The 26,767-nt window shown below is 70.7% G+C and carries 16 protein-coding genes; 13 read left to right on the top strand and 3 right to left on the bottom strand.

Features of this window, described 5'->3' with window-relative positions:
• Nucleotides 1–136: 136 nt before the first annotated feature.
• The 6 genes from ACZ6S5_RS27750 (at nt 137) to ACZ6S5_RS27725 (ending at nt 15,600) form a co-directional block, all read left to right on the top strand.
• Entirely contained in the window at nt 137–1,996 is a 1,860-nt protein-coding gene (locus ACZ6S5_RS27750) for a non-ribosomal peptide synthetase (protein WP_466005043.1), read from the top strand.
• Nucleotides 1,993–2,781 (top strand): alpha/beta hydrolase family protein, encoded by a 789-nt coding sequence (locus ACZ6S5_RS27745; protein ID WP_466005042.1) that lies wholly within the window; start codon nt 1,993–1,995, stop codon nt 2,779–2,781. The genes ACZ6S5_RS27750 and ACZ6S5_RS27745 overlap by 4 nt, the downstream gene beginning before the upstream one ends.
• Before the next feature lie 20 nt (nt 2,782–2,801).
• Complete coding sequence (locus ACZ6S5_RS27740; RefSeq protein ID WP_466005041.1) at nt 2,802–3,122, top strand: phosphopantetheine-binding protein; 321 nt, start codon at nt 2,802–2,804, stop codon at nt 3,120–3,122.
• The gene (locus tag ACZ6S5_RS27735) at nt 3,119–11,911 is read left to right on the top strand and encodes a non-ribosomal peptide synthetase/MFS transporter (RefSeq protein ID WP_466005039.1); all 8,793 of its coding nucleotides are present in this window, start codon (nt 3,119–3,121) and stop codon (nt 11,909–11,911) included. The genes ACZ6S5_RS27740 and ACZ6S5_RS27735 overlap by 4 nt, the downstream gene beginning before the upstream one ends.
• Before the next feature lie 59 nt (nt 11,912–11,970).
• A complete protein-coding gene (locus tag ACZ6S5_RS27730; protein WP_466005037.1) occupies nt 11,971–13,212 on the top strand; it encodes an ATP-grasp domain-containing protein in 1,242 nt (413 codons plus the stop codon).
• Nucleotides 13,213–14,094: 882 nt separating this feature from the next.
• Nucleotides 14,095–15,600: an RNA-guided endonuclease InsQ/TnpB family protein gene (locus ACZ6S5_RS27725; RefSeq protein WP_466005035.1), complete on the top strand. Its 1,506-nt coding sequence runs from the start codon at nt 14,095–14,097 to the stop codon at nt 15,598–15,600.
• A 260-nt stretch (nt 15,601–15,860) separates the two neighbouring features.
• Here ACZ6S5_RS27725 and ACZ6S5_RS27720 read toward each other — a convergent pair whose 3' ends face one another.
• Both ACZ6S5_RS27720 and ACZ6S5_RS27715 read right to left on the bottom strand, forming a co-directional pair.
• The gene (locus ACZ6S5_RS27720; protein WP_466005034.1) at nt 15,861–17,222 is read right to left on the bottom strand and encodes an MFS transporter; all 1,362 of its coding nucleotides are present in this window, start codon (nt 17,220–17,222) and stop codon (nt 15,861–15,863) included.
• A gap of 415 nt (nt 17,223–17,637) precedes the next feature.
• The gene (locus tag ACZ6S5_RS27715) at nt 17,638–18,483 is read right to left on the bottom strand and encodes a dienelactone hydrolase family protein (RefSeq protein WP_466005032.1); all 846 of its coding nucleotides are present in this window, start codon (nt 18,481–18,483) and stop codon (nt 17,638–17,640) included.
• Between the two features lie 74 nt (nt 18,484–18,557).
• Here ACZ6S5_RS27715 and ACZ6S5_RS27710 point away from each other — a divergent pair, with 74 nt between their 5' ends.
• From ACZ6S5_RS27710 to ACZ6S5_RS27680, 7 genes are all read left to right on the top strand, one after another.
• Nucleotides 18,558–19,550 (top strand): GlxA family transcriptional regulator, encoded by a 993-nt coding sequence (locus tag ACZ6S5_RS27710; RefSeq protein WP_466005030.1) that lies wholly within the window; start codon nt 18,558–18,560, stop codon nt 19,548–19,550.
• Nucleotides 19,551–19,841: 291 nt separating this feature from the next.
• Nucleotides 19,842–20,405: a sugar O-acetyltransferase gene (locus ACZ6S5_RS27705; protein WP_466005029.1), complete on the top strand. Its 564-nt coding sequence runs from the start codon at nt 19,842–19,844 to the stop codon at nt 20,403–20,405.
• A gap of 132 nt (nt 20,406–20,537) precedes the next feature.
• On the top strand, nt 20,538–21,077 hold the full coding sequence (locus ACZ6S5_RS27700) for a hypothetical protein (protein ID WP_466005027.1): 540 nt from the start codon (nt 20,538–20,540) through the stop codon (nt 21,075–21,077).
• A gap of 64 nt (nt 21,078–21,141) precedes the next feature.
• On the top strand, nt 21,142–22,083 hold the full coding sequence (locus tag ACZ6S5_RS27695) for an RNA polymerase sigma-70 factor (RefSeq protein ID WP_466005025.1): 942 nt from the start codon (nt 21,142–21,144) through the stop codon (nt 22,081–22,083).
• An 86-nt stretch (nt 22,084–22,169) separates the two neighbouring features.
• Nucleotides 22,170–23,105 (top strand): NAD-dependent epimerase/dehydratase family protein, encoded by a 936-nt coding sequence (locus ACZ6S5_RS27690; protein ID WP_466005023.1) that lies wholly within the window; start codon nt 22,170–22,172, stop codon nt 23,103–23,105.
• 393 nt (nt 23,106–23,498) lie between these two features.
• Nucleotides 23,499–23,882 (top strand): hypothetical protein, encoded by a 384-nt coding sequence (locus ACZ6S5_RS27685; protein WP_466005064.1) that lies wholly within the window; start codon nt 23,499–23,501, stop codon nt 23,880–23,882.
• A 2-nt stretch (nt 23,883–23,884) separates the two neighbouring features.
• Nucleotides 23,885–26,284 (top strand): DUF4132 domain-containing protein, encoded by a 2,400-nt coding sequence (locus tag ACZ6S5_RS27680; RefSeq protein WP_466005062.1) that lies wholly within the window; start codon nt 23,885–23,887, stop codon nt 26,282–26,284.
• Nucleotides 26,285–26,390: 106 nt separating this feature from the next.
• Here the strand turns inward: ACZ6S5_RS27680 and ACZ6S5_RS27675 are convergent, their stop codons facing one another.
• Complete coding sequence (locus ACZ6S5_RS27675; RefSeq protein ID WP_466005021.1) at nt 26,391–26,525, bottom strand: hypothetical protein; 135 nt, start codon at nt 26,523–26,525, stop codon at nt 26,391–26,393.
• Between the last annotated feature and the right edge of the window lie 242 nt (nt 26,526–26,767).

Genomic DNA, 26,767 nt, shown 5'->3' with positions numbered 1-26,767 from the left:
CGCAGCCACGTCGCCGCCGAGGATGTCCAGGCCGTCGTCGTCGGCGCTGGCTTCCATTGATCTCCGTTGTGGTGGACCGCCCGACGTCATACGATCATGAACGTCCAATGTGGTGACCGACCAGTGGGTGGTCCAGATGACGAGCCAGGTGGCAGAGAGCCATCATCCCGAGTCTCCGTGGGGTGGCGCCGTCGGCGAGTCGTCGGATGCTCCCGCGGGCGGCGCCGCCGATCGCACCGTACCCGAGGCGGTGCTGCGGCAGGCGCGGAGCGCTCCCGACCGTGCCGCAGTCGTCGATCAGCGCGGCACGCTGAGCTACCGGGAGCTGGTCGACCGCGCAGGAGCGCTCGCGGCCTCCCTGCGGTCGGCGCTGGCCGAACACGACGACCGCGCCGAACCGGTCGTCGCGGTGCTGTGGCCACGTACCGCGGCGGCGGTGGTCGGCCAGCTCGCCGCCTGGTTCTGCGGGGCCGCCTTCCTGCCGCTGGACGCGGGCCTGCCGGCGGCCCGGATCCGCGAGATCCTCGACTGGGCCGGCTGCCGGGCCGCCACCGTCGACGACGGGCTGGCCGACCTGTTGGCCCCGGAGGTGGCCCGGGTGGTCGAGGGCGACGGCCACGCCATCGAACTCGCGGCACCGGACCGGCTCGCGTACGTGATCTCCACCTCCGGATCCAGCGGGCGGCCCAAGCAGGTCGAGATCGAACATCGTGGCCTGATGGGCACGCTCTCCTGGTACGCCCGGTACTTCGGACTCCGCCCGGGGGTACGGACGGCGGCCTTCGCGGGGTTGGCCTTCGACGCGTGCCTGCTGGACCTGTGGGCGCCGCTGATGTCCGGTGCGACCGTGGTGCTGGCGGACGAGGCGACCGTCCGCGACCCCGAGCTGATCGCGGCCACGCTCCGCGAGGTCGACCACAGCTTCCTCGCCACCCCGCTGGTCGAGCAGCTGCTGCGCGGCGGTGCGGACACCGGTCGGCTGCGTACCCTCGCCACCGGCGGTGATCGGCTGCGCGTCTGGCCGGCCCCCGACTTCGGGGCGGCGGTGCACAACCTGTACGGGCCGACCGAGGCGACCATCCTGGTCACCGCGACCGGTGACCTGCGGACCGGCGGGGACCGCTCGGTGCCACCGCCGATCGGCCGGCCGGTCGCGGGCGCCCGGCTCACCCTCGAGCCGCCGCCGGCCCGGCCCGGCGACGAGGGCGAGCTGTTGATCGCCGGCGGTGGGCTCGCCCGGGGATACCGCGGCGCTCCCAAGGAGACGGAAGCCGCATTCGGCGTCGGCTCGGACGGGACGGCCCGCCGGTACCGGTCCGGGGACATCTGCCGGTGGACCGAGGATGGTGAGCTCAGCTTCGTCGGTCGCGCCGACGGCCAGGTCAAGATCCGTGGCAACCGGCTCGAACTGCGGGAGGTCGAGCTCGCGCTGCTCGACGTACCGAGGGTGACGCAGGCGGCGGCGGACGTGACGCACCGGGCGGGCGAGTCGGTGCTGACGGCCTGGGTCGTCGGTGCGGTGGACGCCGATCGGGTGACCGCCCGCCTGCGGGAGCGGCTGCCGGCCGCGATGGTGCCGGGCCGGGTGGAGGTGCTCGCCGCGCTGCCCCTGACGGTCAACGGGAAGCTGGACCGGGCGGCGCTGCGGGCCAGTGCCGAGACCGAGCCAACGGACACCGCGTCGCCCTCCGAGGGGCCGGCCGCCGGTGCCTCTCCGGCTGGCCGTGCGGTGACGCGGGCGTGGCACACCGTCCTCGGCTCGACGCCCGGGGCGGACGACGACTTCTTCCGCGCCGGCGGGGACTCCCTGCTCGCGGTGCGGCTCACCAGCCAGCTGCGGCGCGAACTCGGCATCGACGTCAGGTCGTCGTTGCTGTACGAGCACCGGCGGTTCGCCGACTACCTCGCCGAGATCGAAGCGGCGCACGCGGGGCTGACCGCCGGTACGGAGGCGGGCGCCGAGCCGACCGCCGGTGGATCGGAGTCGCCCCAGTGAGCGGCGTCGCGTTGAAGCAGGTCAAGCGGGGTTCGGGGCGGTGCCTGCTGTCGGTGGAGTTCCCCGGCGACTCGTCGGGTCCCGGGCTGGCGGCCGCACTGGCCGAGCGCAGTCCCGACCACGAGATCTGGCGGCTCGACCCGGTGACCACCCTCGACCTCGGGGGCGACCTGCACGACTACGCGACCCTCGCCGACCTCGCCGTGGCGGAGCTCCGACGGCTGCGGCCGGCGGCGGACCCGACGCTGTCCGTCCTCGGCTACTGCAGCGCGGCCGCCTTCGCCCAGCACGTCACCCGGTCCGTGGCCGCGGCCGGGCTGACACCACGCTCCCTCGTCCTGGTCGACGCGCGGATCCCGACCGAGCAGACGATCCGGGACGAGTTCGGCGAGCTCAGCCGGAAGCTGACCGGTGACCGACCGGCCGAACCGCCGTTCCGGCTGGTCGACGACACGACCGCGGCGATCGGCTGGCTCACCGGGCAGCTGACCGTTCAGGCCCGCGACTTCGTCGTCGAGGCCGGCTACGGGCCGGCCGAGGCGGCGGATGCCGTAGACGAGATCGTCGGACGCTACCGGGCGTGGTTGTGGTTCCTGCTGGCGGCGGCCCGGCCGGGCGGGCCGCCGGCCGGCTGCCCGACGATGCGGGTCGATCGGGACGGCGGGCGGTCGGTGGCCGGCGACGCGCCGACCGGCCGGTTCGACGGCGGTGCTGACCTGACGGAACTCGTACTGCGTGCCGTAGCGACAAGCGACACAACCCACAGATGCGGAAATGAGCCGTGACGACAGACCAGGGTCCAGAAATGTCTGAAACCGCGCTGTACGAGGTCGTGACGGTCGCCTGGAGTGCGGCGCTGCGCCGCGACGAGGTGACCGGCGAGGACGACTTCTTCGCCCTCGGCGGGGATTCGCTGGCCGCGACGCGGATGGCCGCCATTCTCCGCACCGCCCTGGACGTGCCGGTACGGATGAACGCGGTGTTTCAGCACGCCACGCTGGCCGACTTCGTCAGGGCTCTGCATGCCGAGTACGGGTCGGCCGTGGATGCGGCCGCCGAGCAGTACCTGACCGTGCTGGGCTACTCCGACGACGACGCCCGGGCGGCGCAGGAGCGGACCGGATGACCGACCTGCTCAGCCCACGGAAGGCGGCCCTGCTCGCGGCGCTGCGCGCCGCACAGGGGGACCGGACCGCCTCGGACCGGATCACGTCGGGTGGCCCGACCGGGACGGCGGTCACGTCGTACGCCCAGCGGCAGATGTGGTACCTGAACCGGCTGGCCCCCGACGAGCCGACCTACCTGGTGCCGGTCGCGTACCGGATCCAGGGACCGCTCGACGAGTCGGCGCTGGTGTGGGCGCTGGACGCGGTGGTGGCCCGGCACGCGCCGCTGCGTACCGCGCTGCGCGCCGACGGCGACCGGCCGGTACAGGTCGTGCGTGACGCCGAACCGGGGCTGCTGCACATCGTCGATCTGACCGGGGTGCCCCCGGCGCGGCGGGAGGAACAGGTGCGGGCCCGCGTCGCCGCGCAGGCGGAGACCCCCATCGATCTGGCCCGCGACCCGGTGCTGCGGGCCAGCCTGCTGCGCTGCGCCCCGGACGAGCACGTGCTGCTGTTGACGTTCCACCACGCCGCGATCGACGAGTGGTCGCTGCGGATCGTCAACGAGGAGTTGGCCGAGCTGTACGCGGCCCGGCGGGCCGGCCGCGAACCGGTGCTCGCCGAGCCCTCGATCGCCTACACCGACTATGCCGCCTGGCAGCACGAGTGGCTGACAGGGTCGCAGGCGGAGACCCAACTCGCGTACTGGCGGGATCGGCTGGCCGGTGCGCCCCCCATCCTGGAGCTGCCCGTCGGCAAGGCCCGCCCGGCGGACCCCTCGGTCGCCGGAGCCGTCCGCTCCTTCCCGCTCGACCTGCCGGACGACGTGATGCGTCAACTGTGCCAGCGGTTGCGGGTCACGCCGTACATGGTGACGCTGGCCGCCTATCTGGTGCTCCTGTCCCGATACAGCGGGCAACGCGACATCGTGGTCGCCACGCCCGTGGCGAACCGCCAGCGCGCGGAGACCCACTCTCTGGTCGGCTTGTTCGTCAACACCGTCGCGATCCGCTGCAACCTGGCGGACAATCCGTCCTTCGTTGACCTGCTCGGTCGGGTCCGCTCGGCCGTCCTGTCCGCCAACGACCATCAGGACCTGCCCTTCGAGAAGGTCGTGGAGGCGGTACGGCCGGCCCGGGAGCCAGGTCACAGCCCTCTGGTGCAGGTGATGTTCCTGTACGGCGACGAGTCGACGCCGCCGCGCCTCGGCAACGTCACCGCGACCCCGATCGAGGTGCCGCCGCGTACCGCGAAGTTCGACCTGACCCTAGGGGTGCGCGGGGTCGGCGGTGCGTTCGTCACCGACATTGAGTATCGGACGGACCTCTTCGACGAGGATGCCGTCGAGCGGCTCGCCGGGCACTTCGACACGCTGCTCGGCGCGCTGCTGGCCGAGCCGACGGCCCCGGTCGGCGGCGCGCCGCTGCTCAGCGCCGCCGAGCGTGCCCAGCTGAGCGTCTGGAGCCGTGGCGCCACCGCTGCGGACGCCACCGGGGCGGCTGCGGCCGTGCCGATGCCGGCGGTGCACTCCCTCATCGCGTACCGGGCGGGAACGAGCCCACACGCGCCGGCGGTCGTCGACGGCGCGCGCACCCTGAGCTACGCCGACTTGGACGCGCACGCCGAGGCGCTGGCCGGGGTGCTGCGCGACCGAGGTGTGGGCACAGGTTGCCTGGTGGCGATCCTGTTGGACCGGCAGGCCGAGCTGACCGTGGCGGTGTTGGCCGTCCTCAAGGCCGGCGCGGCGTACGTGCCGCTGGATCCGTCGAATCCCGCGGCGCGGCTACGCCACGTCCTGGACGACACCGCCGCGCCCGTGGTGCTCACCTGCGCGGCGCTGCGGCCGCTGCTGCCCGACACGGCGGCGACACCGGTCGACGTCACGCTCGACGAGACGCCCGCCGCCCGGCCCGAGAGTCAACCACGGGCGCGCGCGCCGGTCGGGCGGGGTGGAGTCACGCCCGGGCCGGAGGACCTGGCCTACGTCATCTACACGTCCGGGTCGACCGGGCAGCCCAAGGGCGTCATGGTCACCCATGGCGGCGTGACCAACTACGTGACCTGGGCCGCGCGGACGTATCAGATCGGGCCCGGTGACGTCGTGCCGGTGCACTCCTCGATCGCGTTCGACCTGACGGTGACCAGCCTGCTGGTCCCGCTGGCCGCCGGCGCCACGGTGCGGATGCTCAGCGAACGGCTCGGCCCGCAGGGGCTGGGCGAGGTCCTGCGCGACGTGCCGAGCCCGTTCGGACTGGTGAAGATCACCCCTGCCCAGTTGGAGATGGTCAACCGGCAGGTCGGATCGGGTGCGGCCGCCGGCCGGACCCGGTGCTTCGTCATCGGCGGCGAGAACCTGCGCGCCGACCAGGTCGCGTCGTGGCGGGAACACGCCCCGGACACCCGCCTGGTCAATGAGTACGGGCCGACCGAGGCGGTGGTCGGCTGCGCCGCGTACGAGGTCGGGCCGGCCACGCCGACCGGCGGCTCGATCCCGATCGGCCGGCCCATCGCGAACACCGAGTTGTACGTCCTCGACGGGTGGGGCAACCAGGTCCCGGTCGGCGTGGTCGGCGAGCTCCACGTCGGGGGCGCCGGCCTCGCCCGGGGCTACCTCAACCGGCCCGACCTCACGGCCGAGCGCTTCGTCGCGCACCCGTTCTCCGCCGTCCCGAACGCCCGGCTGTACCGCACGGGCGACCTGGTGCGGTACCTGCCGGACGGCAACCTGGAGTACCTGGGACGCACCGATTCCCAGGTGAAGATCCGCGGCTTCCGGGTGGAGTGCGGCGAGGTCGAGGCGGCGATCCGCCGGCGGCTGCCCGGGGCCGAGGTGGCGGTGGTGGCGCGCGGGGACACCCCGCAGGACCGGCGGCTGGTGGGCTACGTGGCCGGGCTCGACGCCGGCCAGCGGCACGGCGAACCCCTCCGCGAGGGGCTACGGGCGGAGCTACCGCCCTACATGATTCCCGCCGCGATCGTCTTCCTCGACGCGCTGCCCGTGACCGGTAACGGCAAGCTCGACGCGGCGGCCCTGCCCGTCGAGGCGTTGGCCCCGAGCCGATCGACCGAGGACCCCGCCGTCGCCGGATCCACCGGCAGTTCCCACACGGCGGTCGACCCGGCCCGCGACGACGTCGAACGGGTGGTCGTCGACACGTGGCGGGAGGTGCTCGGCCTGCCGCACGTGGACGCCCACGACAACTTCTTCGACCTCGGCGGTCACTCGCTGCGGCTCCTCGCGGTGCACGCCCGGCTGTGCGAGCGGCTCGGCGACGTGGTCGGCCTGGGCGACCTGTTCCGTCATCCCACCGTGGCGTCGCTTTCCCGCTTCCTGAGCGAGGCCATGGGTGCGGCCGCGCGGACCGCCGCGCCGGTGGCGGCGCCGATTCCGCGCGCCGCGCCGGACGCCGGACCCGCGCCGTTGTCTCCCGGCCAGCACCGGCTGTGGTTCCTGGACCGGGTGTACGACCAGGTCGTCTACACCACGGGGACCGCGTTGCGGCTCGACGGCGACCTCGACGTGGGCGTCCTGGGCGACGCGCTGTCCGAACTCGTCCGCCGGCACGAGGTGCTGCGGACCATCTTCCCGACCGGCCCCGACGGTGACCCTGTCCAGGTGGTGCTGCCGGCCCGCGCCATCGCGCTGCCTGTCATCGAGTTGCCGGCGACCCCGCCGGCCGCCGGCCGCGACCCGGTGCACGCGGCCCTGCTCGCCGAGATCCATCGGCCGTTCGACCTGGCGTCCGGTCCGCTGTTCCGCCCGGTGCTGTTCCGACTCGCCCCGGACCGGCACGTCCTGTCGATGACCATGCACCACAACGTCACCGACGGCTGGTCGCTCGGCGTGCTCAACACCGAGCTGGCCGCGCTGTACGACGCCTTCCTCGCGGGCCGGCCGTCGCCCCTACCCGAACTGGCCGTCCAGTACCACGACTTCGCGCGGTGGCAGCGGGACCGGCTGGCCTCCCCGACCGCCGCGGAGGCGCTGCGTTACTGGCGAGGCCAGCTCGACGGCGCGGCCACCACGCTCGACCTGCCCACCGACCGGCCGCGCCCGCCGGTGCAGACGTTCACCGGCGCGGTCGTCGCCCGGGTGCTGGGCGAGCCGCTGACCGGCGCGCTGCGCCGGCTCGGCCAGCGGTCCGGGGCGACGCTGTACATGACGCTGCTGGCGGCGTTCCAGACGCTGCTGTTCCGCTACAGCGGGCAGCGCGACATCTCCGTGGGTACGCCGGTGGCGGGGCGGCTCCGCACCGAACTCGAACCGATGGTCGGCTTCTTCGTCAACATGCTGGTGATGCGCACCACGGTCGACGACGGCTGGACCTTCACCGACCTGCTCGCCCGGGTGCGGCAGACCGCGCTCGAGGCGTACGAGCACCAGGAGGTGCCGTTCGAGCGGGTGGTGGACGTGCTCAAGGTGCCCCGGGACACCAGCCGCAACCCGCTGTTCCAGGTGGTGTTCAACCTGCTGAACATCCCCGACCGGGGGGAACTGCGGATGGCCGGCCTGCGGGCGGCGCCGATCGACGTGGAACCGGAGGTCGCCCAGCAGGACCTCGCGCTGTACGCATACGAGGTGCACGAGGAGCTGCGGCTGCGGCTGGAGTACAACACCGCGCTGTTCGACGCGGTGACCGCCGAGCAGCTGATGACGCACCTGGAGACGCTGCTCGCGGCGGTGGTGGCCGACCCCTCGCTGCGGCTGTCCGAGGTGCCGCTGCTGACCCCGCAACAATGGCATCGGCAGGTGGTCGAGTGGAACGACACGGCCCGGCCGGCGCCGGACCGCACCCTCGTCGATCTGTTCGAACGGCAGGTCGCGGCGGCCCCGGACCGGCCCGCCGTCACCTTCGAGGGCACCACGCTCAGCTATGCCCAGCTCAACGCCCAGGTCAACCGGCTCGCCCACCGGCTGCGGGCGGCGGGAGTCGGTCCGGACCTGCCGGTGGCCGTCTCGCTGGAGCGCTCCGACCGGCTGCTCGTCGCGCTGCTGGGTGTACTCAAGGCCGGCGGCGCGTACGTGCCCCTGGATCCGTCGTACCCGATCGAGCGGCAGCGCTTCGTGCTGGCGGACAGCGGGGCGACCGTGCTCGTCACCGAGGCAGGTCTGGCGGGGCAGTTCCCGGACTTCGCCGGCGAGGTGCTGTGTTGCGACAGGCCGCGGCTCGACGCGCCGGAGCGGGAGCTGCCGGACGGCAACCCGGAGCCGATGACCACGCTCAAGCACCTGGCGTACGTGATCTACACCTCGGGATCCACCGGCCGACCCAAGGGAGTGCGCATCGAGCAGGCGAGCCTGGTCAACCTGCTCGCGGCGATGGGGGACGAACCGGGCCTTCACGCCGACGACACCCTGCTCGCCGTCACCAGCTACGCCTTCGACATCTCCACCCTGGAATTGTTCCTGCCGCTGGTCGTGGGCGCCCGCGTGGTGCTGGCCTCACGGGAGGCGGCGTACGACGCGGCCCGGTTGAGCGACCTGATTGAGGCGGAGAACGTCACAGTCATGCAGGCGACCCCGGCGACCTGGCGGTTGCTGATCGGCTCCGGCTGGGCCGGCGAACCCGGATTGCGGGCGCTCTGCGGCGGCGAGGCGCTGCCGGCGTCGCTGGCGCGTGAGCTGGCCGCTCGGGTGGGCGAACTGTGGAACCTGTACGGCCCGACCGAGGCGACGGTCTGGTCGACGGCGGAGCGTGTCGAGCCCGGCGCGGAGGTGGTGACGATCGGACGGCCGATCGCCAACACCCAGGCGTACCTCCTCGACGCGGCGATGAGCCCGGTACCGGTCGGCGTGCTGGGCGAGCTGCACCTGGGCGGCATCGGGCTGGCCCGCGACTACCTCGGCAGGCCCGAGCTCACCGCCGAGCGCTTCGTGCCGGACCCCTTCCGCCCCGACGGGCGGCTCTACCGCACCGGTGACCTGTGCCGCTACCGGCACGACGGCAGGATCGAGTTCCTCGGCCGCAACGACTCGCAGGTGAAGGTGCACGGGTACCGCATCGAGTTGGGTGAGATCGAGGCAGTGCTGCAGCGGCACCCGAGCGTACGGGAGTGCGCCGTCGTCGTACGCGAGGACGGCGGCGAGCCGGCCATTGTGGCGTACCTGGCCCTGCGGCCGGACGCCGACGAGGCCGGCACCGCGCAGTGGCGGGCCCACCTGCGGACGTACCTGCCGGACTACATGGTTCCGGTGGCGTTCGTCGTCCTGGACGCCCTGCCGCTGACCGACAACCGGAAGGTGGACCGCAAGGCGCTGCCGGCGTGGCAGCGCGGCGGTGCCGAGGTGGGTGGGGCCGCGCCGCAGACCCCGCTGCAGCACGCGTTGGTGGCCCGCTGGGCGCAGGTGCTGGGCTACGAGACCGTCGGCATCGACGACGACTTCTTCGACCTCGGCGGCGACTCCTTCAAGGCCATCAACGCGTTGCGCGGCCTCGACACCCCGATCAGCGTGCTGGACCTGTTCCGCCATCCCAACATCCGCGCGCTGAGCGAGCACGTCGAGAATTCGGACGGACCGGACGATCGGCTGCTGCACGAACTGACCCCGGCGCGGTCCGGTCGACCAGCCACGCTGACCGTGATCGGCGTACCGTTCGCCGGCGGCGGCGCGGCGACCTTCCGACCGCTCGCCGGCGCCATGCCCGGCAACGTGGCGCTGTACGCCCTGGAACGACCCGGCCACGACCTGAACCGGGCGGACGAGCGGCAGCTGTCCATGGACGAGATCGTCACGCGGTGCGTGGCGGAGGTGGTCGAGCACGTCACCGGCCCCGTCGTCGTGTACGGGCACTGCATGGGCGGCGCCATCACCGTCGAACTGGGCCGCCAGCTGGAGGCGGCCGGCGTCGATCTCGTGCGGGTCGTCATCGGCGCCCACTTCCCGACGCCCCGGCTGCCCGGTCGGTTGGCCGGCTGGTGGCACCGGCTGTTCCCCGCGCAGCGGTGGACCTCCAAGCGCACGGCCCTGGAGAACCTGCGCGCCCTGGGTTTCTTCACCGACGTCCTCGACCGGCGCGAAAAGGAATTCATCATGCGGGTGGCCCTGTCCGACTGGGCGATCGGGGAGGACTACTACACCGACGCCTACGCCGACGGGTTGCCGGGCAAGCTGCGCGCGCCGCTCGTCTGTGTGATCGGCAGCGGCGACCGTTCCACCGAGCTGTTCGAGGAGCGGTACCTCGAATGGGAGTTCTTCGCCGACTCCGTGTCGTTGGAGGTCATCGAGGGGGCCGGGCACTACTTCGCCAAGCACCAGGCCGACGAGCTCGCGAAGATCATCGTGGCCGTCGCCGAACGCGGCCCGTTCGCCGCGGCCGGCGCCCAGCCCGCGGCCGCCGAGACCGGGACCCCGCCGGCCGACCTGCCCGCGGGGGTGCCAGCGGTGGCGGCGCCCGAGGGCGCACCGCCGGCCCGGCCGGCCCAGAGCAGCCTGAGCGTGTTCTACCGGGTCGCCTTCGGTCAGCTCGTGTCCCTGATCGGCAGTGGACTGACCAGCTTCGGGATGGGCCTGTGGGTCTTCGAACGGACCGGATCGATCTCGCTGTTCGCCACCGCCGCAGTGTTGGCGCTGCTGCCCGCCGTGGCGCTCTCCCCGATAGCAGGCGCCGTGGCCGACCGGTGGAACCGTCGTCTGATCATGGTCTTCGCCGACACGCTGGCCGCCACTGGCACCCTGGGACTGGCACTGGCGTTGTGGCTGGACCGGCTACAGCTGTGGCACATCCTCGTGGCGATCACCGTCACCGCGGTCGCCAGCGCCTTCCAGCAACCCGCCTACCTGGCCGCCGTCACGCAACTGGTGCCGAAGCGGTACTACGGCCGGGCCAACGGCGTGGTGTCGCTGGGCGGGGCCTCCAGCACCCTACTGGCCCCGCTGCTCGGCGGCGCGCTGGTGAGCGCGATCGGGCTGCGCGGCATCATCCTCCTCGACCTGTTGACCTTCGCGGTCGCGGTGACCATCACCCTCTCGGTGCGGTTCCCCGACCTGATGTTCAAACGGCGTGAGGAGTCATTCGGACGGGAGGTCGTCGGCGGGTTCCGGTTCATCCTGCGCCGGCACAGCCTGCTCGCCATGATCCTGCTCACCACGCTGTTGAACTACTTCTTCGCCATGGTCGAGGTGCTGGCCACGCCGCTGACGCTCGCCTTCGGCGACCCGTCGGTGCTCGGCGTGGTGCTCGGGGCCAGCGGCCTCGGACTACTGGTGGGCAGCATTGTCATGAGCGTGTGGGGCGGACTGGAACGGCGGGCGGTGGGCATCCTCGCCAGCGTGCTGATCCTGGGTGTCTCGCTGATCACCGTGGGCCTGCGGCCGAGCCCGGTGTTCCCGGCGATCGGGCTGTTCGGGATGGGGCTGGCGACCGCGCTCGTCAACACCCACTGGCTGGCCATCGTGCAAACCAAGGTCGGCCTGGAGTTGCAGGGACGGGTCATGTCCACCGGGATCATGTTGGCCTGGCTGATGGTGCCGGCCGGGTTCCTTTCCGCGGCGCCGCTGGTCGACCGGGTCGCCGGGCCGCTGGCCGTGCACGGCTCGGTGGCCGGTGTGCTCGGCACGGTCGTCGGGATCGGCCCGGGCCGGGACATCGCGGTGACCGTCGTCATCGCGGGGCTGTGCACCCTGCTGCTCGCCGCCGTGGGCTTCGCCTATCGTCCGATCCGCAACCTCGACGCCGAGTTGCCGGACGCCGAGGCGAGCGCGGTGGTCCTGCGGGACAAGGATCGCCTGCAGGCACTCGCCGACCGCCGGCTGGTCGCGACGAACAGCGGCACGTCGGACGGGACGACCGGGGTACGCGGCACGTGATCCGGCAGACGCCGGGTCGCCCTGGGGAGCCGACCCACGGGAAGAGGAAGGTCGTCGCAATGCCGGATCGGGAATCGCGGGTGCTCCTGGTGGCCTACGACCTGGGCGCCGCCACCGCGTTCGGCATCGCCGCCGCGGCGCGGGGCCTGTGTCGGGTCGTCTTCCTTGCCGACCGTGCCCGGCCCCACGTCGCCGACCAGTACGAGGCCATGCGCGAACTGGCTGACGTCGTCGACATCACCGGGCTCGGCTCGGAGGACGTCTGGGGGCGGGTGTCGCACGTCGGTGCCGCCGGTGTCGCGACTTTCAGCGAATTCTCGCAGCGGCTGGTCGCCGAGCTCGCGCATCGGGCGGGCTGGGTCGGGCACACACCCGCGACGGCGGCGCTGCTCACCGACAAGCTCGGGCAACGGCGGCGCCTGGCGGAGGCGGGCGTCGAGTCGACGCGTGTCGCCCTGATCGTCGAGGAGTCCGACATCGACGAGGCGGCCGTCGAGGTGGGCTTCCCCGCCGTGCTCAAACCGCGCCACGGTGCCGCGAGCGCGCACACCCGGCTGGTCGGCTCCGCCGAGCAGTGCCGCTCCACCTGGCGTGACACGCCGGTCGATGCGGGCACGCCGTTCGTGCTGGAGGAGTTCCTCGTCGGCGATCCGCACGCCGCCGGCGCCGGCTGGGGCGACTTCGTCTCGGTGGAGTCGGTGCTGCGCGACGGCGCGGTGCGGACGATCTGCGTGACCGGCAAGCACCCGCTCGCGGAGCCCTTCCGGGAGACCGGTGACGTTCTTCCGCACACCTTAGGCGACGCCCTCGCTGCGGACGTCGTGCGGCTGGAACGCGCGGCACTGCAGGCGCTCGGCGTACGGGACGGGGTGTGCCACACCGAGATCAAGCTCACCGCGGACGGACCGCGGGTCATCGAGGTCAACGGGCGGCTGGCCGGTTACCTGAGCGGGCTGCTGCGCCGGGCGAGCGGGATCGACATGATCCGGGTCGTGCTCCAGGTGGCACTGGGCGATCCGGTGACCATCGCCCCGCCCGTCGTCGACGGGGTCGTGTACCAGCGTTTCGTCGCGCCCGCGCCGGGCAGCCGCGAGGTCGTCTCGCTGGCCGCCCTCGACGAGTTGACGAACCTGCCCGGTGTCGACTGGGTGGACGTCCGCGCCGAGGTCGGCCAGCGGGTGAACTGGGACGAGGGCACTCAGAACATGCTCGCCGTCGTGCACGGCCAGGCGAGCGATCACGCCGAGCTGCTGTCGCTGATCGGGCACTTCGAGCATGCCGCCGCACGGTGCTGCGCCTGACCCGGTACCTCTGTCGCGCCCCCCGTTGAGGCGAGATAGGCAGAAGCGGCCACCCCGACCTCGTAACCGGCCGGCAGCCACGGCAGCGGCGAGGCGGGCGTCCACCCCACGTACGGCACGTCCCGCCACCACCCCGCCCGGTTCGCCAGGGCGGCGGCGACTGCGGCGACGATGAGGTGGTCGACATGGCCGCCGAGCGCCTCCGGACCGACTCTGACCTGCGAAAGCGTTCAGCCGCAGGCGGGTGCGGGTGCGGTTGAGCGCTGTTCACTGCCATCGTGTGCAGTTGACCGCCGTTCAGTGCACCCCGCTGCCCCCACCCCGCTTCCCTCAGCGGCTGATCCCGCGGTCAGAGCTTCCGGTGCCGAAGCCCGCGCCGGTGGGGTGCACAGCCCGCCAATCGGCAAGGCGACGCCGGCGCGCTGCAGGTACCTGTAGTTGCGCCGATGGCGGCAGACGGCGTGTGCTGGTCGCCGCTTGCCAGCACACCTCTGCTACCAAGCCTTCCCCGGATGGGGGGCACGTCGAGGTCGTGTTCGCCGCCGCGGTGCTCGGCGAGTAGCTGCCGACGGATCGAACGCCAGGCGACACGCTCCTGCCGACGGGCGAGCCTGCGGTGCGACTGGAAGGTGCAGAACTGACAGCCGCAAAGGTTCGGAGCTTGAGCCGACGGCTGCCGGCAGCAGCGAGTGCGGTTCCAAGCGGGCGAGGCGAGGAACTCGTCGAGGTCGCAGGGGCCGGAGCCGTGTTGGTGGATATCGGTGAACCAGCGACGCAACTGCGGATCTCGCTGCTGCACTCGCTCAGGTCGGTGAACGTCGGTACGGGCCATGTGACGACCGCCTTCCGGCCGCCCGCGCACCGTGCGCCGTGGGCGGGACGATGGCCGTGTTTGGGAAGTGTCGTAGGTGGTGGGCATGCTGTGGGGTTGTGGGGAGGTTTACTGCGTTCCGGTTCACGGTTGACCCGTCGCCGTCGCTGGTGGTGGTGTTGGCGCGTCATGCGGGGGCGTCTCGGTTCGCGTTCAACCAGTGTCTGGCTTTGGTGAAGGAGGCCCTGGATGCGCGACGTCGTGACGAGTCGGTGGTGGTGCCGTGGTCGGGTTTCGACCTGATCAACGCGTTCAACTCGTGGAAGACCTCGGCGCAGGCGGGTCGCCGGTTCGTGGTCGACCCGTCCGGCTCGACCGAGGTGGTCGCGACGGGGTTGTCGTGGCGGGCGCAGGTGTGTCAGCAGGTGTGTGAGGAAGCCGCCGTGGACCTGGGCCGTGGCCTGAGCGCCTGGGTCGACTCTCGGCGGGGGAAGCGGCGGGGCCGTCGGGTGGGGTTTCCGACGTTCAAACGCAAGGGCCGCTCTCGTGCGTCGTTCCGGGTCCGCTGCATAACGAGGGCGGGTCGGGCGAGCATCCGGGTAGGGGATCCGTTGGCGGGATCTCGGAGTGTCTGTCTGCCGAAGATCGGGATCCTGCGGGTACGGGAGGACACCCGCCGCCTGCGGCGGATGATCCGCACCGGCCGAGCCCACATCCGGTATGCCACCGTCTCCTGCCGGGCCGGCCGATGGACCATCACGGTGACGGTGGAGGCGGCGGACCTGCACCCCGCCCGCCAGCACCCGCCCCGGCCCGACGCCGACGGCGGTGGTTGGGTAGGCGTCGACCGCGGCCTGGCCGCCCTCGTCGTGGCCGCGGACACCACCGGCCGGCAGGTACTACGCGTTGATGATGCGCCACGGCCGCTGCGGATCGCCCTGCCGAGGCTACGGCGTCTGTCCCGCCAGGTCAGTCGTCGACAGCGAGGCTCACGGAATCGGGCTGAGGCTGTGGCCCGGCTGGGCCGGGCCCACCTGCGTGTGGCGAATGTGCGTCGCCACTTTCTGCACAAGGTCGCCAACCGGCTGGTCAAGACCCACGACCGGCTGGCTCTGGAAGACCTGCACACCGCCGGTCTGCTGCGTAACCGGCGTTTGGCCGCCGCCATCTCCGATGCGGGTTGGGCGGACTTGGCCCGCATCATCGGCTACAAACAACGCTGGCGCGGCGGGCAAGTTGCCCTGGCGCCACGGTGGTATCCGTCCACCAGGACGTGCAGCGCTTGCCGCACCATCGGCCCCGCCCTACCCCTCTCGATGCGCATCTTCGGCTGCCACGAGTGCGGGCATACCGCGGACCGGGACATCAACGCGGCGGTCAACCTCGCCGTCTGGGCCGAGCAACACCACGCCCAGACCCGGGACCCCGAAGCACGAGGCCCGGTCACCAACGCCTCCCGAGAGGATGGCTCTGGCCAGCGCTCACGCGCCGGTGAAACCAGCCTCAACGACGGAGGAACCCCACCGCCACGAATACCCGTGACGGCAAGGACGCCCGAGAAGGGCGGTGTCTCATGACCAACCGACTATTGAGACACGCTGTAACGCCTGTCTGGCATGTCGATCACCTCCACGGGGTGGGGTGGACGCCGGTATCTGAGTGGTGCGGTGTGCCCGGCTCCCGGCTCAGCGCGGTACACCTCTTACAGCCTTGTCGGTTGCGCCGTACATGCTAGGCCCGCCCTCTGACGGGACTCGACCACCCGCAATGGTCTTACAGGGGCGAACGGCCGACGCCGACTCGCTGCCCTGGGCGCCGGAAACTGACCGGGCGTGGCTCAGCGGATCAGGCGACCGGTGGGCTCGGGCAGCGGCTCGTCGGTGTTGATGAGCGAGGGCGGCCCGGCGGTGACGGCCTCCTCGGGTTCGCGGCTGGAGGCACGGGCGTCGGCTAACACCTCGGCAGGTACGTGCTGTTCGAGGAATCGCCGCGCCAGCCGGGTCGACGGGTGCACGCCGATGGTGGCCGCCACGATGATGCCGGCGATCACCAGCCAGCCGACGGCGCCCCAGTTCATCGCGAGGAAGGTGTACACCGCCGGCGCCCATACCCGGCCCAGGGTGCTGCTCAGCTCGGCGGCGCCCTGGTAGGCGCCGCGCTGACGTGGGTCCATCAGCTCGGCCTCGAAGGACCAGCTGGCGGCCGAGAGGTAGAGCTCAGCCCCGGTCACGGTGACGTGACCCAGCCAGACCAGCGCGATCGTGACCCACCCGACGGTGTCGTGGGTCGCCAGCGTGATCAGACAGGAGAGCACGAAGAAGGTGGACGACACCCGAACCGCCTTCAGCGCGGTCGGCACGTCCTCGACTCCGCGGGCCGCCACCATCGGCAGGAAGATGCACATCACCGTGTTGGTTGCGAACAGGAAGGCCAGCAGCACCCGCGGGGCGTCGGTCTGCTCCACCAGCCACAGCGGAATCACGATGTTGAGCAGCACCTGATTGGTCCAGAAGACCCCGCTGAAGAACGTCGTGAGGAGCCAGCCGGGGTTTCGCAGCGGTCCGGGCCCGGCGATCTTCGCCTTGCGGTCCTGGGGGGTGCGGTCGTCGTGCGAGGCCCGCGGCAGCCGGCTGATTGCGGCGGCGTTTACCAGGAAGACCACAGCGGTGAACCAGGGCAGCGCGTGGAGGACGTCGTTGGAGTGGAACGCCAGCGCGATGCCACCGATCAGGGAGCCGAGGGTGAAGCCGACGTTGAGCGCGGAGTACATGTAGGCCCGTGACTTCACTCGCTCGTCCGGCGGCAGTGCGTCGATCGTGTACGCGCCGTGCGCCGCGTTGCCGAGGGCGCCGATGACCTCCATGCCGACGGCCATGGCGACGTAGCCCTTGAAGTCGGTGATGAGCGGCCACACCGCGAACATCGCCGCCTGCCCGGTGGCGCTGACGGCCCACATCTTCTTCGGCCCGAACCGGTCGACCAGCTTGCCCATCGGCAGTGCGGCCAGGAAGGCGGCGATGCCGGCGCAGGTCAGGCCGAGACCAACCTGAGCGGCGGACAGCCCGACGATCTTGGTGAAGAACACCGCCGAGCCGGTCATGAAGGTGCCCTCGCCGAGGGCGAAGAGGAGTGACTGGGCAGCGAGCTGACCGGCGAGAGGCGACGGGGGGCGCGCTCGGCGGAGGACGGCGGCGAACATCACCGGGGATTCTCCGGAACCTCACGACCATTGTCGTGCGATTTTCCGACGCGGCGGCGGTGGCGCTGCAGCGTCCCGGCGGCTATGACCGGCGTGGCGCCTACGCCGCTAACCTAGATCAGCCGCCGTCGCCTCGGCGAGCCGGTTGGCCGATGCCGGCGCCGTGTGCGCTATGCCGGCGGCAGGCGGCAGTAGCTTCACCCCAGCCAGGCAGCGGACTACATGCGGCGCGTCGGCCTCAGCGGCCCTTTCTGGGTCCTATAGAAGAGCGGCACCCGATCGGCAGACACTCCCTGCGGCCTCGCATGGGAGGCGCGTGACAACGGCGTTGCCGCCCGCCACCGCCAAGCTCGACCGGGTGCCCGCCTGCTATCAGGACGTGGCCGTCCGAAAGCGTCTCAACCATGAGAGTACGTCAATGCGTCTCATGCCCCCTCGGATCGTCGTGGCCGAGCCGTTCGGCAAGGAAGGCCAGGATCTCGTCTCTGGCGCGCAGTGTGGGGTGTCCCTGCTGGTCGACGAGATGGGCTGTGACGACGCTGTGGGGGCAGCCGACGACATCACGGAAGAACGGGGGTGGCTCGGGGTTGGCCGTCTCGCCCGGGATGACGCGTCCGTCGAACGCGTCGCCCAGGAGCGACTGGTAGGCGGCGAACCGTTGGCCGGTGCACCACCGGTCGTTGTCGAAACGGTAGGCGAGCACCGTCAGCCCATCACGCTCGATGCGCTCGCGCACCATCGCGGCGTCCTCGTCGCTGATCTCCAGTCCGGCGGGGTCGTCCAGTGGCAGCGAGGGATGGTTGACCACAGGCGCGATGACGGCCGGTTCGAGTGTCATGGTGAGCGCGAAGTTGCCGGTGAAGCACAGCCCGATCGCTCCCACGCCGGGCCCGCCGCATTCGGCCAGCGCCGTCCTGGCCAACCCCCGAAGCCAGGCCGTGATCGGGCTTGTGCCGCCACCGGCGAACGCGCGGAACTCGGCGCTGACGCAGGCACGGCGGATGACCTTCTCCCCGTCGGCGGTGCTGGGGAAGGCGCCGTCGATGCCGAACAGCGACGGAAGGTAGACCGTGAATCCCGCGTCTCGAATCCAGCGCGCCAGGCGGACGACGTCCGGGCTGATGCCGGGCATCTCCGGCATCAGCACGACTGCCGGCCCGGACCCGCCGACGTAGACGGTCTTGCTGACGCCTTCGGTGTCGATAAGCCGCGTCGAGAAGTCCGCGAGAGCGTCGTCCGCTTGCGGTTCAGTGATCGCCATAGCCGTATCGTCGGGCGGTAGTGTCTGGTCCGGCCAGGGGCGAGATCGCCACATGTCAGGGTAATCTCGCCACCATGGTGGCCCCGCTTCGTGTCGGTGTGCTCGCGTATCCAGGATGCTTCGCGTCGGAGGTCTTCGGGGTTCCCGACCTCCTCACGATCGCCTCGCACATCGCCGCGGCCAACGTGAACAGGGATCCGCTGTACGACGTGTCGATCCTGTCGCCGCGGCGGCGCGTGGTCGCCTCCGGCGGCGTGGCGATCACAGTCGTGCCGGTGCGGCAGGTCGATGTCCTCGTCGTACCCGGGTTCGAGCTGTGCCCCGGACTCGACCTGGACGCGACGCTCACGTCGCTCGGGCCGGAGATTGAAACCATCAGGTCCAGCTCACAATCGGGAGTCGCGCTGGTGTCGATCTGTGTCGGCGCGTTCCTGCTGGCCGACGCCGGCCTGCTTGACGGGCGAGAGTCGACGACCTCGTGGCTGTTCGCCGACCGGCTGGCAGACCGTTGCCCTGGCACCGACGTCAGACCGGAGAAACTCGTGGTCACCGACAGCGGGGTGACCACGACAGGCGCGTTCAGCGCGATGTACGACTTCGCCCTCGGCCTCATCCGCGAGCACAACGGCAGCCGCGTCGCCCGCGCCACCGCGCGTGTCGCGCTCGTCGACGACGCTCGGCCGAGCCAGGCTCCGTACGTCGACGCGGAGCTGTTGCCAGCCACCGGCAGCCAGTTCTCGCAAGGCGTCAAACGCTGGCTGGACCAGAACGTGCGCGAGCGCTACGACCTCGGGCTGCTCTCCGCGACGTTCGGCGTCAGCACACGAACCCTCCTGCGGCGGTTTCGCGGCGAGACCGGCCAGACCCCGCTCGGATACCTGCAGGCGCAACGGGTGCGCAGGGCGAAACACCTGCTCGAGACCACTGAGCGGACAGTCGCCAGCATCGCCGCCGATGTCGGCTATCGCGACCCCGGGACGTTCAGCGCTGTCTTCACCCGCCTGGCCGGGCACCGCCCGCGGGACTACCGCGCGACGTTCGGGGGTAGCGCCAAACCCATCTCCTGACGAACCGAAGCACAACGTCCGCCCATCGGCTTCTTATCTACTGGTGTCACGACCGCAGCCCGGCCAGGCTAGGTCGGCTCTCTCATCGGCTGCCCAGCGGAGCCACGTCCGGATGCGTGCACCCGTGAGCTGGTTACCTTGAGGTTGCCGCAGTCCAGGCAGGTCACCTCGTCCGTGACGAGCGCTACGCGGCAGATCCGGCGTTCGATGAGGACCGCACGATCACGGGGTGACGCAATCCTGCCGGTGGGTCGTCACGCAGTCTCTGACTCGCCGTGCCAAGATCGTCTCATGCGCAACGAGCAACGCCTACGAACACGGACGCCCGAGTCCCGAGCCTTCGCGGAGCGCGTGCAGCTCGTTATGAACCTGACCTCGCGACTCAACGTGCTGCCGTTTGACGACCTCGACACGCGCAGGACCGTGCTCACCGACATCTTCGGTGGACCCATCCCTGACTCGCTGTCGATCCTGCCCCCGTTCTATTGCGACTACGGGCTTGGAGCATCGTTCGGAGAGCGCGTGTTCATCAATCAGGGATGCTTCTTCCTCGACTACGGGGGCATCACCATCGGTGACCGCGTCCTGATCGGTCCCCGAGTGACTCTGAGCACGGCCGGACACCCCGTCGAGCTCGTCGAACGGTACGACTTCATCACGCACGCGCCCATCGTCATCGAGGATGATGTGTGGATCGGCGCCGCAGCCACGGTCACCCCGGGAGTGACAATCGGTCGGGGCTCGGTCGTCGGCGCGGGCGCCGTTGTCGCGAAGGACGTGCCGCCTCTGAGTGTGGTGACAGCAACAAGCGTTGTCGAGCGCAAGCGCCTGAAGCCAGCGTCTACTGCAACCTGAAACCTGCGGCTCACCCGCGCTCATCGACACGTCCGGACGCGTGCAACGTGAGCTGGTTACCTTGCGTGACGAGCGCTACGCGGCATAGATGTGCGGATGCCAGGGGACAGATGGTCATCTATCCTCGGTCGGGTGAGGTGCAAGATCATTCGGTGGCCGGTGTGGCAGCGCGGTGTCCTCATCGGCATCTTGTGGACCGCCTTTATGACGCTCACGGGCGGTGTCATCCTCGGTTACGGGATCGGTCCGGCCCTGGCGGGTAGCCTTGTCGGCGGCGTCATCTTCGCTTCCGTCATGACGCTGGCGATGGCTCGGGCCGAGAAGGCGCTCAATCCGGTCGCCGGGCCACCGCTAACGGCCGACGAACGGGTGTCCGCAGTCCGCGCGGCCTACCGCGGACAACGCTCGGACAACCCTCGAGTTCAGGCGGCCGCCGTAACGCTGGCGCGGCAACGCGTCCGACAGCGAATCGGCATCGTCCTGCTGCCCGTACTGTGCGGAATCCTCGCCCTGGTAGCCGCGGCCTTCGCCATCGTGGAGAACCCATGGTGGTGGCTCCTCGCTGTGGTCGTCGTCGTGGCCGGCCCACTGTCGATCGCCGAGCTTCGCTGGCAACTCAGGGGCGCGATCATGCTTTTGGACCAGGTCGAGAAGGGTGCCGCACGGCAGTAGCCGGTGCCGACAAGGTGTGCTTACGCGGATACATCCAAGGCGTTGCGGGAAATATGATCAGGTCATGCCTTTGACGGTGGATGACGTCGACCGATTCGAGCTGTCGAGGCCCCGTCTGGAGGCCATCGCATACCGTCTCCTCGGCTCCGCGGACGATGCAGAGGACGTTGTGCAGGAGACTTTCTTGCGCTGGCAGGCCGCCGACGTGGACCGCGTCGAGATCCCCGAGGCTTGGCTGACGAAGGTACTCACCAACCTGTGTCTCAACCAGCTCACCTCCGCGCGGGCGCGCCGCGAGACCTACGTGGGCCGATGGCTCCCCGAGCCGCTGCTCGCGGGGGACCCGATGCTCGGCCCGGCCGACACCGCTGAGCAGCGCGAATCGGTCTCGTACGCGGTCCTCACCCTCATGGAGCGCCTGACCCCCAACGAGCGGGCCGTGTACGTGCTGCGGGAGGCCTTCGACTACCCGCACCGGGAGATCGCCGAGATCATCGGCATCACCGAGGCCGCCAGCCAGCAGATCTTTCACCGTGCCAAGAAGCATGTCGCGTACGGCAAAGCCCGCAGCGAAATCGACCAGGCCGCCGCCCAGCGGATCGTCGAGGAGTTCCTCGCGGCCGCCACCAGTGGCCAGACCGATGAGCTCGTACGCCTGCTCACCAAGGACGCCATCTCCATCGGCGACGGCGGAGGGAAGGTTCCGGCACGCACCAAGGCGTTCGAGGGAGCCGTCGCGGTCGCGAAGTTCGTGTGGGGCCTGTTCAAACCCGGCGAGGCCAAGCGCGCCGTCGTCGGCGGCTCGCCCGAGATATACGCCGGGACCGCCAACGGCGAACCCGCCGTTGTGGCCGTCGTGGAAGGCCGGGTCGTCGCCATCATGTGCCTGGAGGTCACCGCCGAGGGCATCACTGCCTGCCGTACCCAGGCAAACCCCGACAAGCTCGAACGCGCGACCGAGCAATGGGCAGCGGCTGACCATGGGGAACCCCTGCTCGTGATGTGAGCTGCTTCACGTCGCCTTCCTGTCAGGAATCGGCGGGGCATCCGGTTCAAGTGACATATCCGAACCGGAGGGCAAGGGAGCCGACGATGAGAGTGCTGGTGGCAGGAGCTACCGGAGCGATGGGCAAGGAACTGGTGCCGCGTCTGGTCGATGCCGGACACGAGGTGTTCGCCATGATCCGCAGCGAATCCAACAAGGCCAGGGCATCGCAGCTGGGCGCCGTACCGGTCATCGCCGATGCGCTGGATCGCGCCCAGGTCGAGGCGGCCGTGCGCCAGGCGGCCCCGGAGGTGATCGTTAACCAGCTGACCGCCATCGGGCACGTCGACACCCGCCATTTCGAACGCAGCTTCGCCGCCACCGACCGGCTGCGGATCGAGGGCACCGACAACCTGCTCGCGGCCGCACGCGCCACAGGTGTACGACGGTTCGTCGCCCAGAGCAACGGCGCGTTTACCTACACGCGGACCGGCGGGTCGGTCAAGAACGAACAAGACCCCCTGGATCGCGCACCGGTCGGCCAGATGGCCCCGATGATCGCCGCGATCGAACACTTGGAGAAGGCCGTGCTGGGCGCCGCCTGGACCGAAGGGATCGTGCTGCGCTACGGCGCGTTCTACGGGCCCGGCACCTCCATGGCGCCAGGATCCGAGCAGCTCGAGATGATCCGCAAACGCAAGTTCCCGGTCGTCGGCGACGGCGGCGGGGTGTGGTCGTTCGTCCACATCGCCGACGCCGCCGAGGCCACGGTCGTAGCGGTGGAGAGCGGCGGCCGCGGCATCTACAACATCGTCGATGACGACCCCGCCCCGGTCGCCGAATGGCTGCCGGAACTGGCAGCGATGCTGGGTGCCAAGAAACCGATGCGCGTGCCGCGGTTCATCGGACGGCTGGCCGCCGGACAGGCCGGCGTCGTGCTCATGACCGAACTACGCGGCGCATCGAACGCCAAGGCCAAGCGCGAACTGGGCTGGCACCCGACACACCCCACCTGGCGCCAAGGCCTCCAGGTTGCGCCGTGACCTGCTGAGCGTCGTTCTTCCCGCCTCGGTAGATATTCGGGGAGCCGAACGCCTGTCGAAGGGCAACCATCCGGCGAGGATGGTTGCCCTTCGACCGTGCCCGAGGTATCGCTGCCCCCTGGCTTATCGGCTTCAACTACGAGCCTGATCCGGCGGCACTGGTGCCCGCACATCGGCCAGATCCGGTCGCGCTGCCAGCGGCTCCTTGCCGACTTTGCGCAGGACCGATGTCGCGGCGGACTGAGGTGCTGGGCTCTCGGCCTTTGCAGGCTGGCCCCAGGCCACGCGAATGTCGTAGGTATCCGCCATAGTGCCTTCACCGCGGACCGGTGCATGGGGGCTGATCGGGGGATACGCGTGGCGAGCCTGGGGAAGGGGCGAGGCGTGGCCAAGATGACGGTGCGTGACGAATCCATGTCGGGCAAGGCGATCGAGTCGTGGGTCCTGCCGGACGTGCCGGATGAGATCAGCGCGCGGGAGCTGCTGCGGCTGCGCGTCCGCGAGGAGGTCGCCCGGTTCAACGCGGCGTCCACAGAGGTGTTCCGGGGACTCGTGCGGCCGGCCGACTCGAGGGAGACACTGGACGGTTTCGTGGTGCGTGAAGGTCGCCGCCTCGACTGGGAGGTCCAGGCCAACGCCGCCTGTGCCGCGTTTGAGCGCAACGGGTTCGTGATGCTCGTGGGTGACCGCCAGATCGACGATCTCGACGAGATGATCGACCTGTGCTGCGACCGCACGGTCTCGTTCATCCGGCTCGTCCCACTGGTTGGCGGGTGACCATGGCGGCCTGGACAGCCTTCCTGCCGTCCCTGACCGAGGCGGCGAGCGCGGACTACGCGCGGACGGTTGCCGAAGCCGGCGATCTGGCCGCGACCGCGACGACCGCGGCGCGCTCGGACTACTTCGACGATCATGACGTGGCCCTCGACGAGGTGAAATCCTGGTCCGACGACCAGCGCCGGCGGGCGGCGTTACGGATCCACTCCGATGCGGTGTACAGCGACGGGCCGCCGTCCGCCGTCGCGGCTCTGGCGGTGACGCTCCTCTCCCGCCACGGCGTTCGCTGGTCATGCGAAGACCTTGTGTGGAGCCTGCGCCTGCTGGCTGACGAATGTGGCCTGAACGACGGTTCGGCGCAGCGACTTCCCGCGATCATCGCGGAGGCCTTGGACCCCGGGCAGCTCGACGGTCTCGTGCCGGGGCTGCAAGCGTTCATGGACGGGCTCAACAGGAGCCGGATCCCGGTCACCATCCGGCAGGAGTTGATCCGGCTCGTCGGCACGGCGATCGACCGGACGACGGGCAGTGGCGTCCCGGCGCATCTGCTGCATGCGGGGGACGCGTTCGGTCCGGCGATGAAGGCCGCGCTCGCCGGCATCCTCGCCGCGCCGGGCGTCAACGAGGTGCTCCTGCACAGCGCCTCGCTGCGCAAGCCTGTGCCGCCCGCGACGTGGTCCCGCGCCGCTGAGCCGTTGCTCGCAGCAACCGGGGACGCGGTGCGCGCGATTCTTGACCGTTTCACCACGTTCGGTCGCTACGTCCACGACGACACCGACGTGCTGTTGCGCGGGCTGACCTGTGTGCTGGACCGCGACCCGTCGGACGAGGCGACCGCGCTGATCGGGCAGGTGGCGCTGGCCGCGGGTTCGGCCGACCCGCGCTCGGCGGGATTCCCCTACGCGCCGCGTACCGCCGCTGCAGCGGTGGAAATCCTCGCCCGCCGCAGCGGCGACGTCCCCGTCCGAGTGTTGGCCCGACTCTCGATCGGCGTCAAGAACAAGGCGCTGCTGGCGCGGACCGAAGCGGCCCTGGAACGGCTCGGGGCATTGCGCGGCTGGCAGCCCGGCGAGGCGTTGGAGTTGGCCGTTGACGACCACGGCCTGGACTCAGACGGACGCCGGACCTGGGACCTCGACGGCTACACGGCCATCGTTGAGGTCGGCGAGGACAAGGCGCGGCTGCGCATCGAGCGCGACGGCAAGCCGCTCAAGGGTATGCCGACGGCGATCAGGGAGGCGCCGACGGTGGCCGAGGCGCGAGCCCTGGTCAAGCACATCGGCAAGACGCTCGTTGCAGAGCGGACCCGGATCGAGTCGCTGTTGTCCGAGGACCGGGTCTGGTCCTACGCGGACTGGGTCACCCGCTACCTGGAACACCCGGTCAGCGCGGTCGTCGGCCGTCGGCTCATCTGGCAGGCGTCGACCGACGGCGAGACGTGGACCGCCGGACTACCCAAGTACGGCAACGGCACCTGGACGCTGGCAGGCCTGGACGGTGAGTGTCAGATTCGGCTCTGGCACCCGGCGCTCGCCCACGCGACCGAAATCGCCGCCTGGCGGGACCATGTCACCGAGTCCGGCCTGCGTCAGCCGTTCAAACAGGCGTTCCGCGAGGTCTACCTGATGACGCCGGCCGAGGAGCAGGCCCGAACGTACTCGAACCGCTTCGCCGCGCACATCCTGCGCTACCGGCAGGCCAACGCGTTGATGCGTACCCGGGGATGGCAGGCAAGCTACCTCGGTACCTGGGGCGGCGGTGGCCAGAGCGAGGCGACGAAGCTCTTCGGCGGCGGCACGTGGCGAGCGTCGTTCTTCCACGGCCTGGCCGGCGACATCGAGCCGCCGCACTACGACGTGCGGTTCTGCGCGACCGACCAGGTGCGCTTCGCTCGGCGGGACGGCGCGCGATGGGACGCCGCGCCGCTGGCCGAGGTGCCGGCGCGGGTGTTCAGCGAGGCCATGCGCGACGTCGACCTGTTCGTCGGGGTCACCTCGGTCGCCACCGACGACGCGTGGGCTGACCGCGGCGAGGACCCCTTCTACCCGTACTGGTCGTCGGCCAGCTTCGGCGTGCTGACCGCCTCGGCGGAGGTCCGACGCGACGTTCTGGCGCGGATCCTTCCGAAGCTGAAGATCTCGGCACAATGCGAGCTGCGGGAACGGTATCTCCGGGTAAGTGGCACCCGAACTGCCTACAAGATCCACCTCGGCTCCGGCAACATCCTCATGGAGCCCAACGACGCCTATCTGTGCATCGTGCCTGAGCGAGGTAAGTCAGAGACGGCGTGGCTGCCGTTCGACGACGACCCGATGTTGTCGATCATCCTGTCGAAGGCGATGCTGCTCGCCTCCGACGACAAGATCACCGACGCGACCATCCTGCGCCAGTTGTCCCGCTGACCGTACATGACTACGCGGCGAGCGGGTCGCGGAACTGACGGACCACAGTAGGTGGCTCGACGTCGCCGCCCCGGCGCGTCAGGCCAGATCCACCGATAATTCGGCGTCACCCAGGTCGCCGCGCCCGCCCGATCACTGGGAAGTTGCGCAGCAGCGCGTGGTCGCGCTGCAGCAGGTCGCGGGCGGCGAGCGCGGCGACGGCGGCGGAGATGACGGGTACGGCGCGGCTGGCCCACTTCATGCCCGCCACTCTTTCCGCAAGCCGCACCGCCGAAACGCCTGCGGCTCGCGGCCGAGGGTGGTCAGGGACGACCGGTCGCTTCGTCGGTCCGCGGATCGGCCCCATCGCCACCTCAAGCTCACGAACTCGCCGTCTGGCCGTGACGTCCCTGACAGAGTGGATACGTGATCGGGAGCGGTCGGGGACGGGATCCGAGGCGGTCGTCCACCCGATTTCTCGGGCGGTTCGAGCTCAAGGCCGCG

It is taken from the genome of Micromonospora sp. NPDC051924, assembly GCF_055586005.1.
The sequence above is the reverse complement of the archived record's forward strand: the minus strand, read 5'-3'. Positions and strand labels throughout refer to the sequence as shown.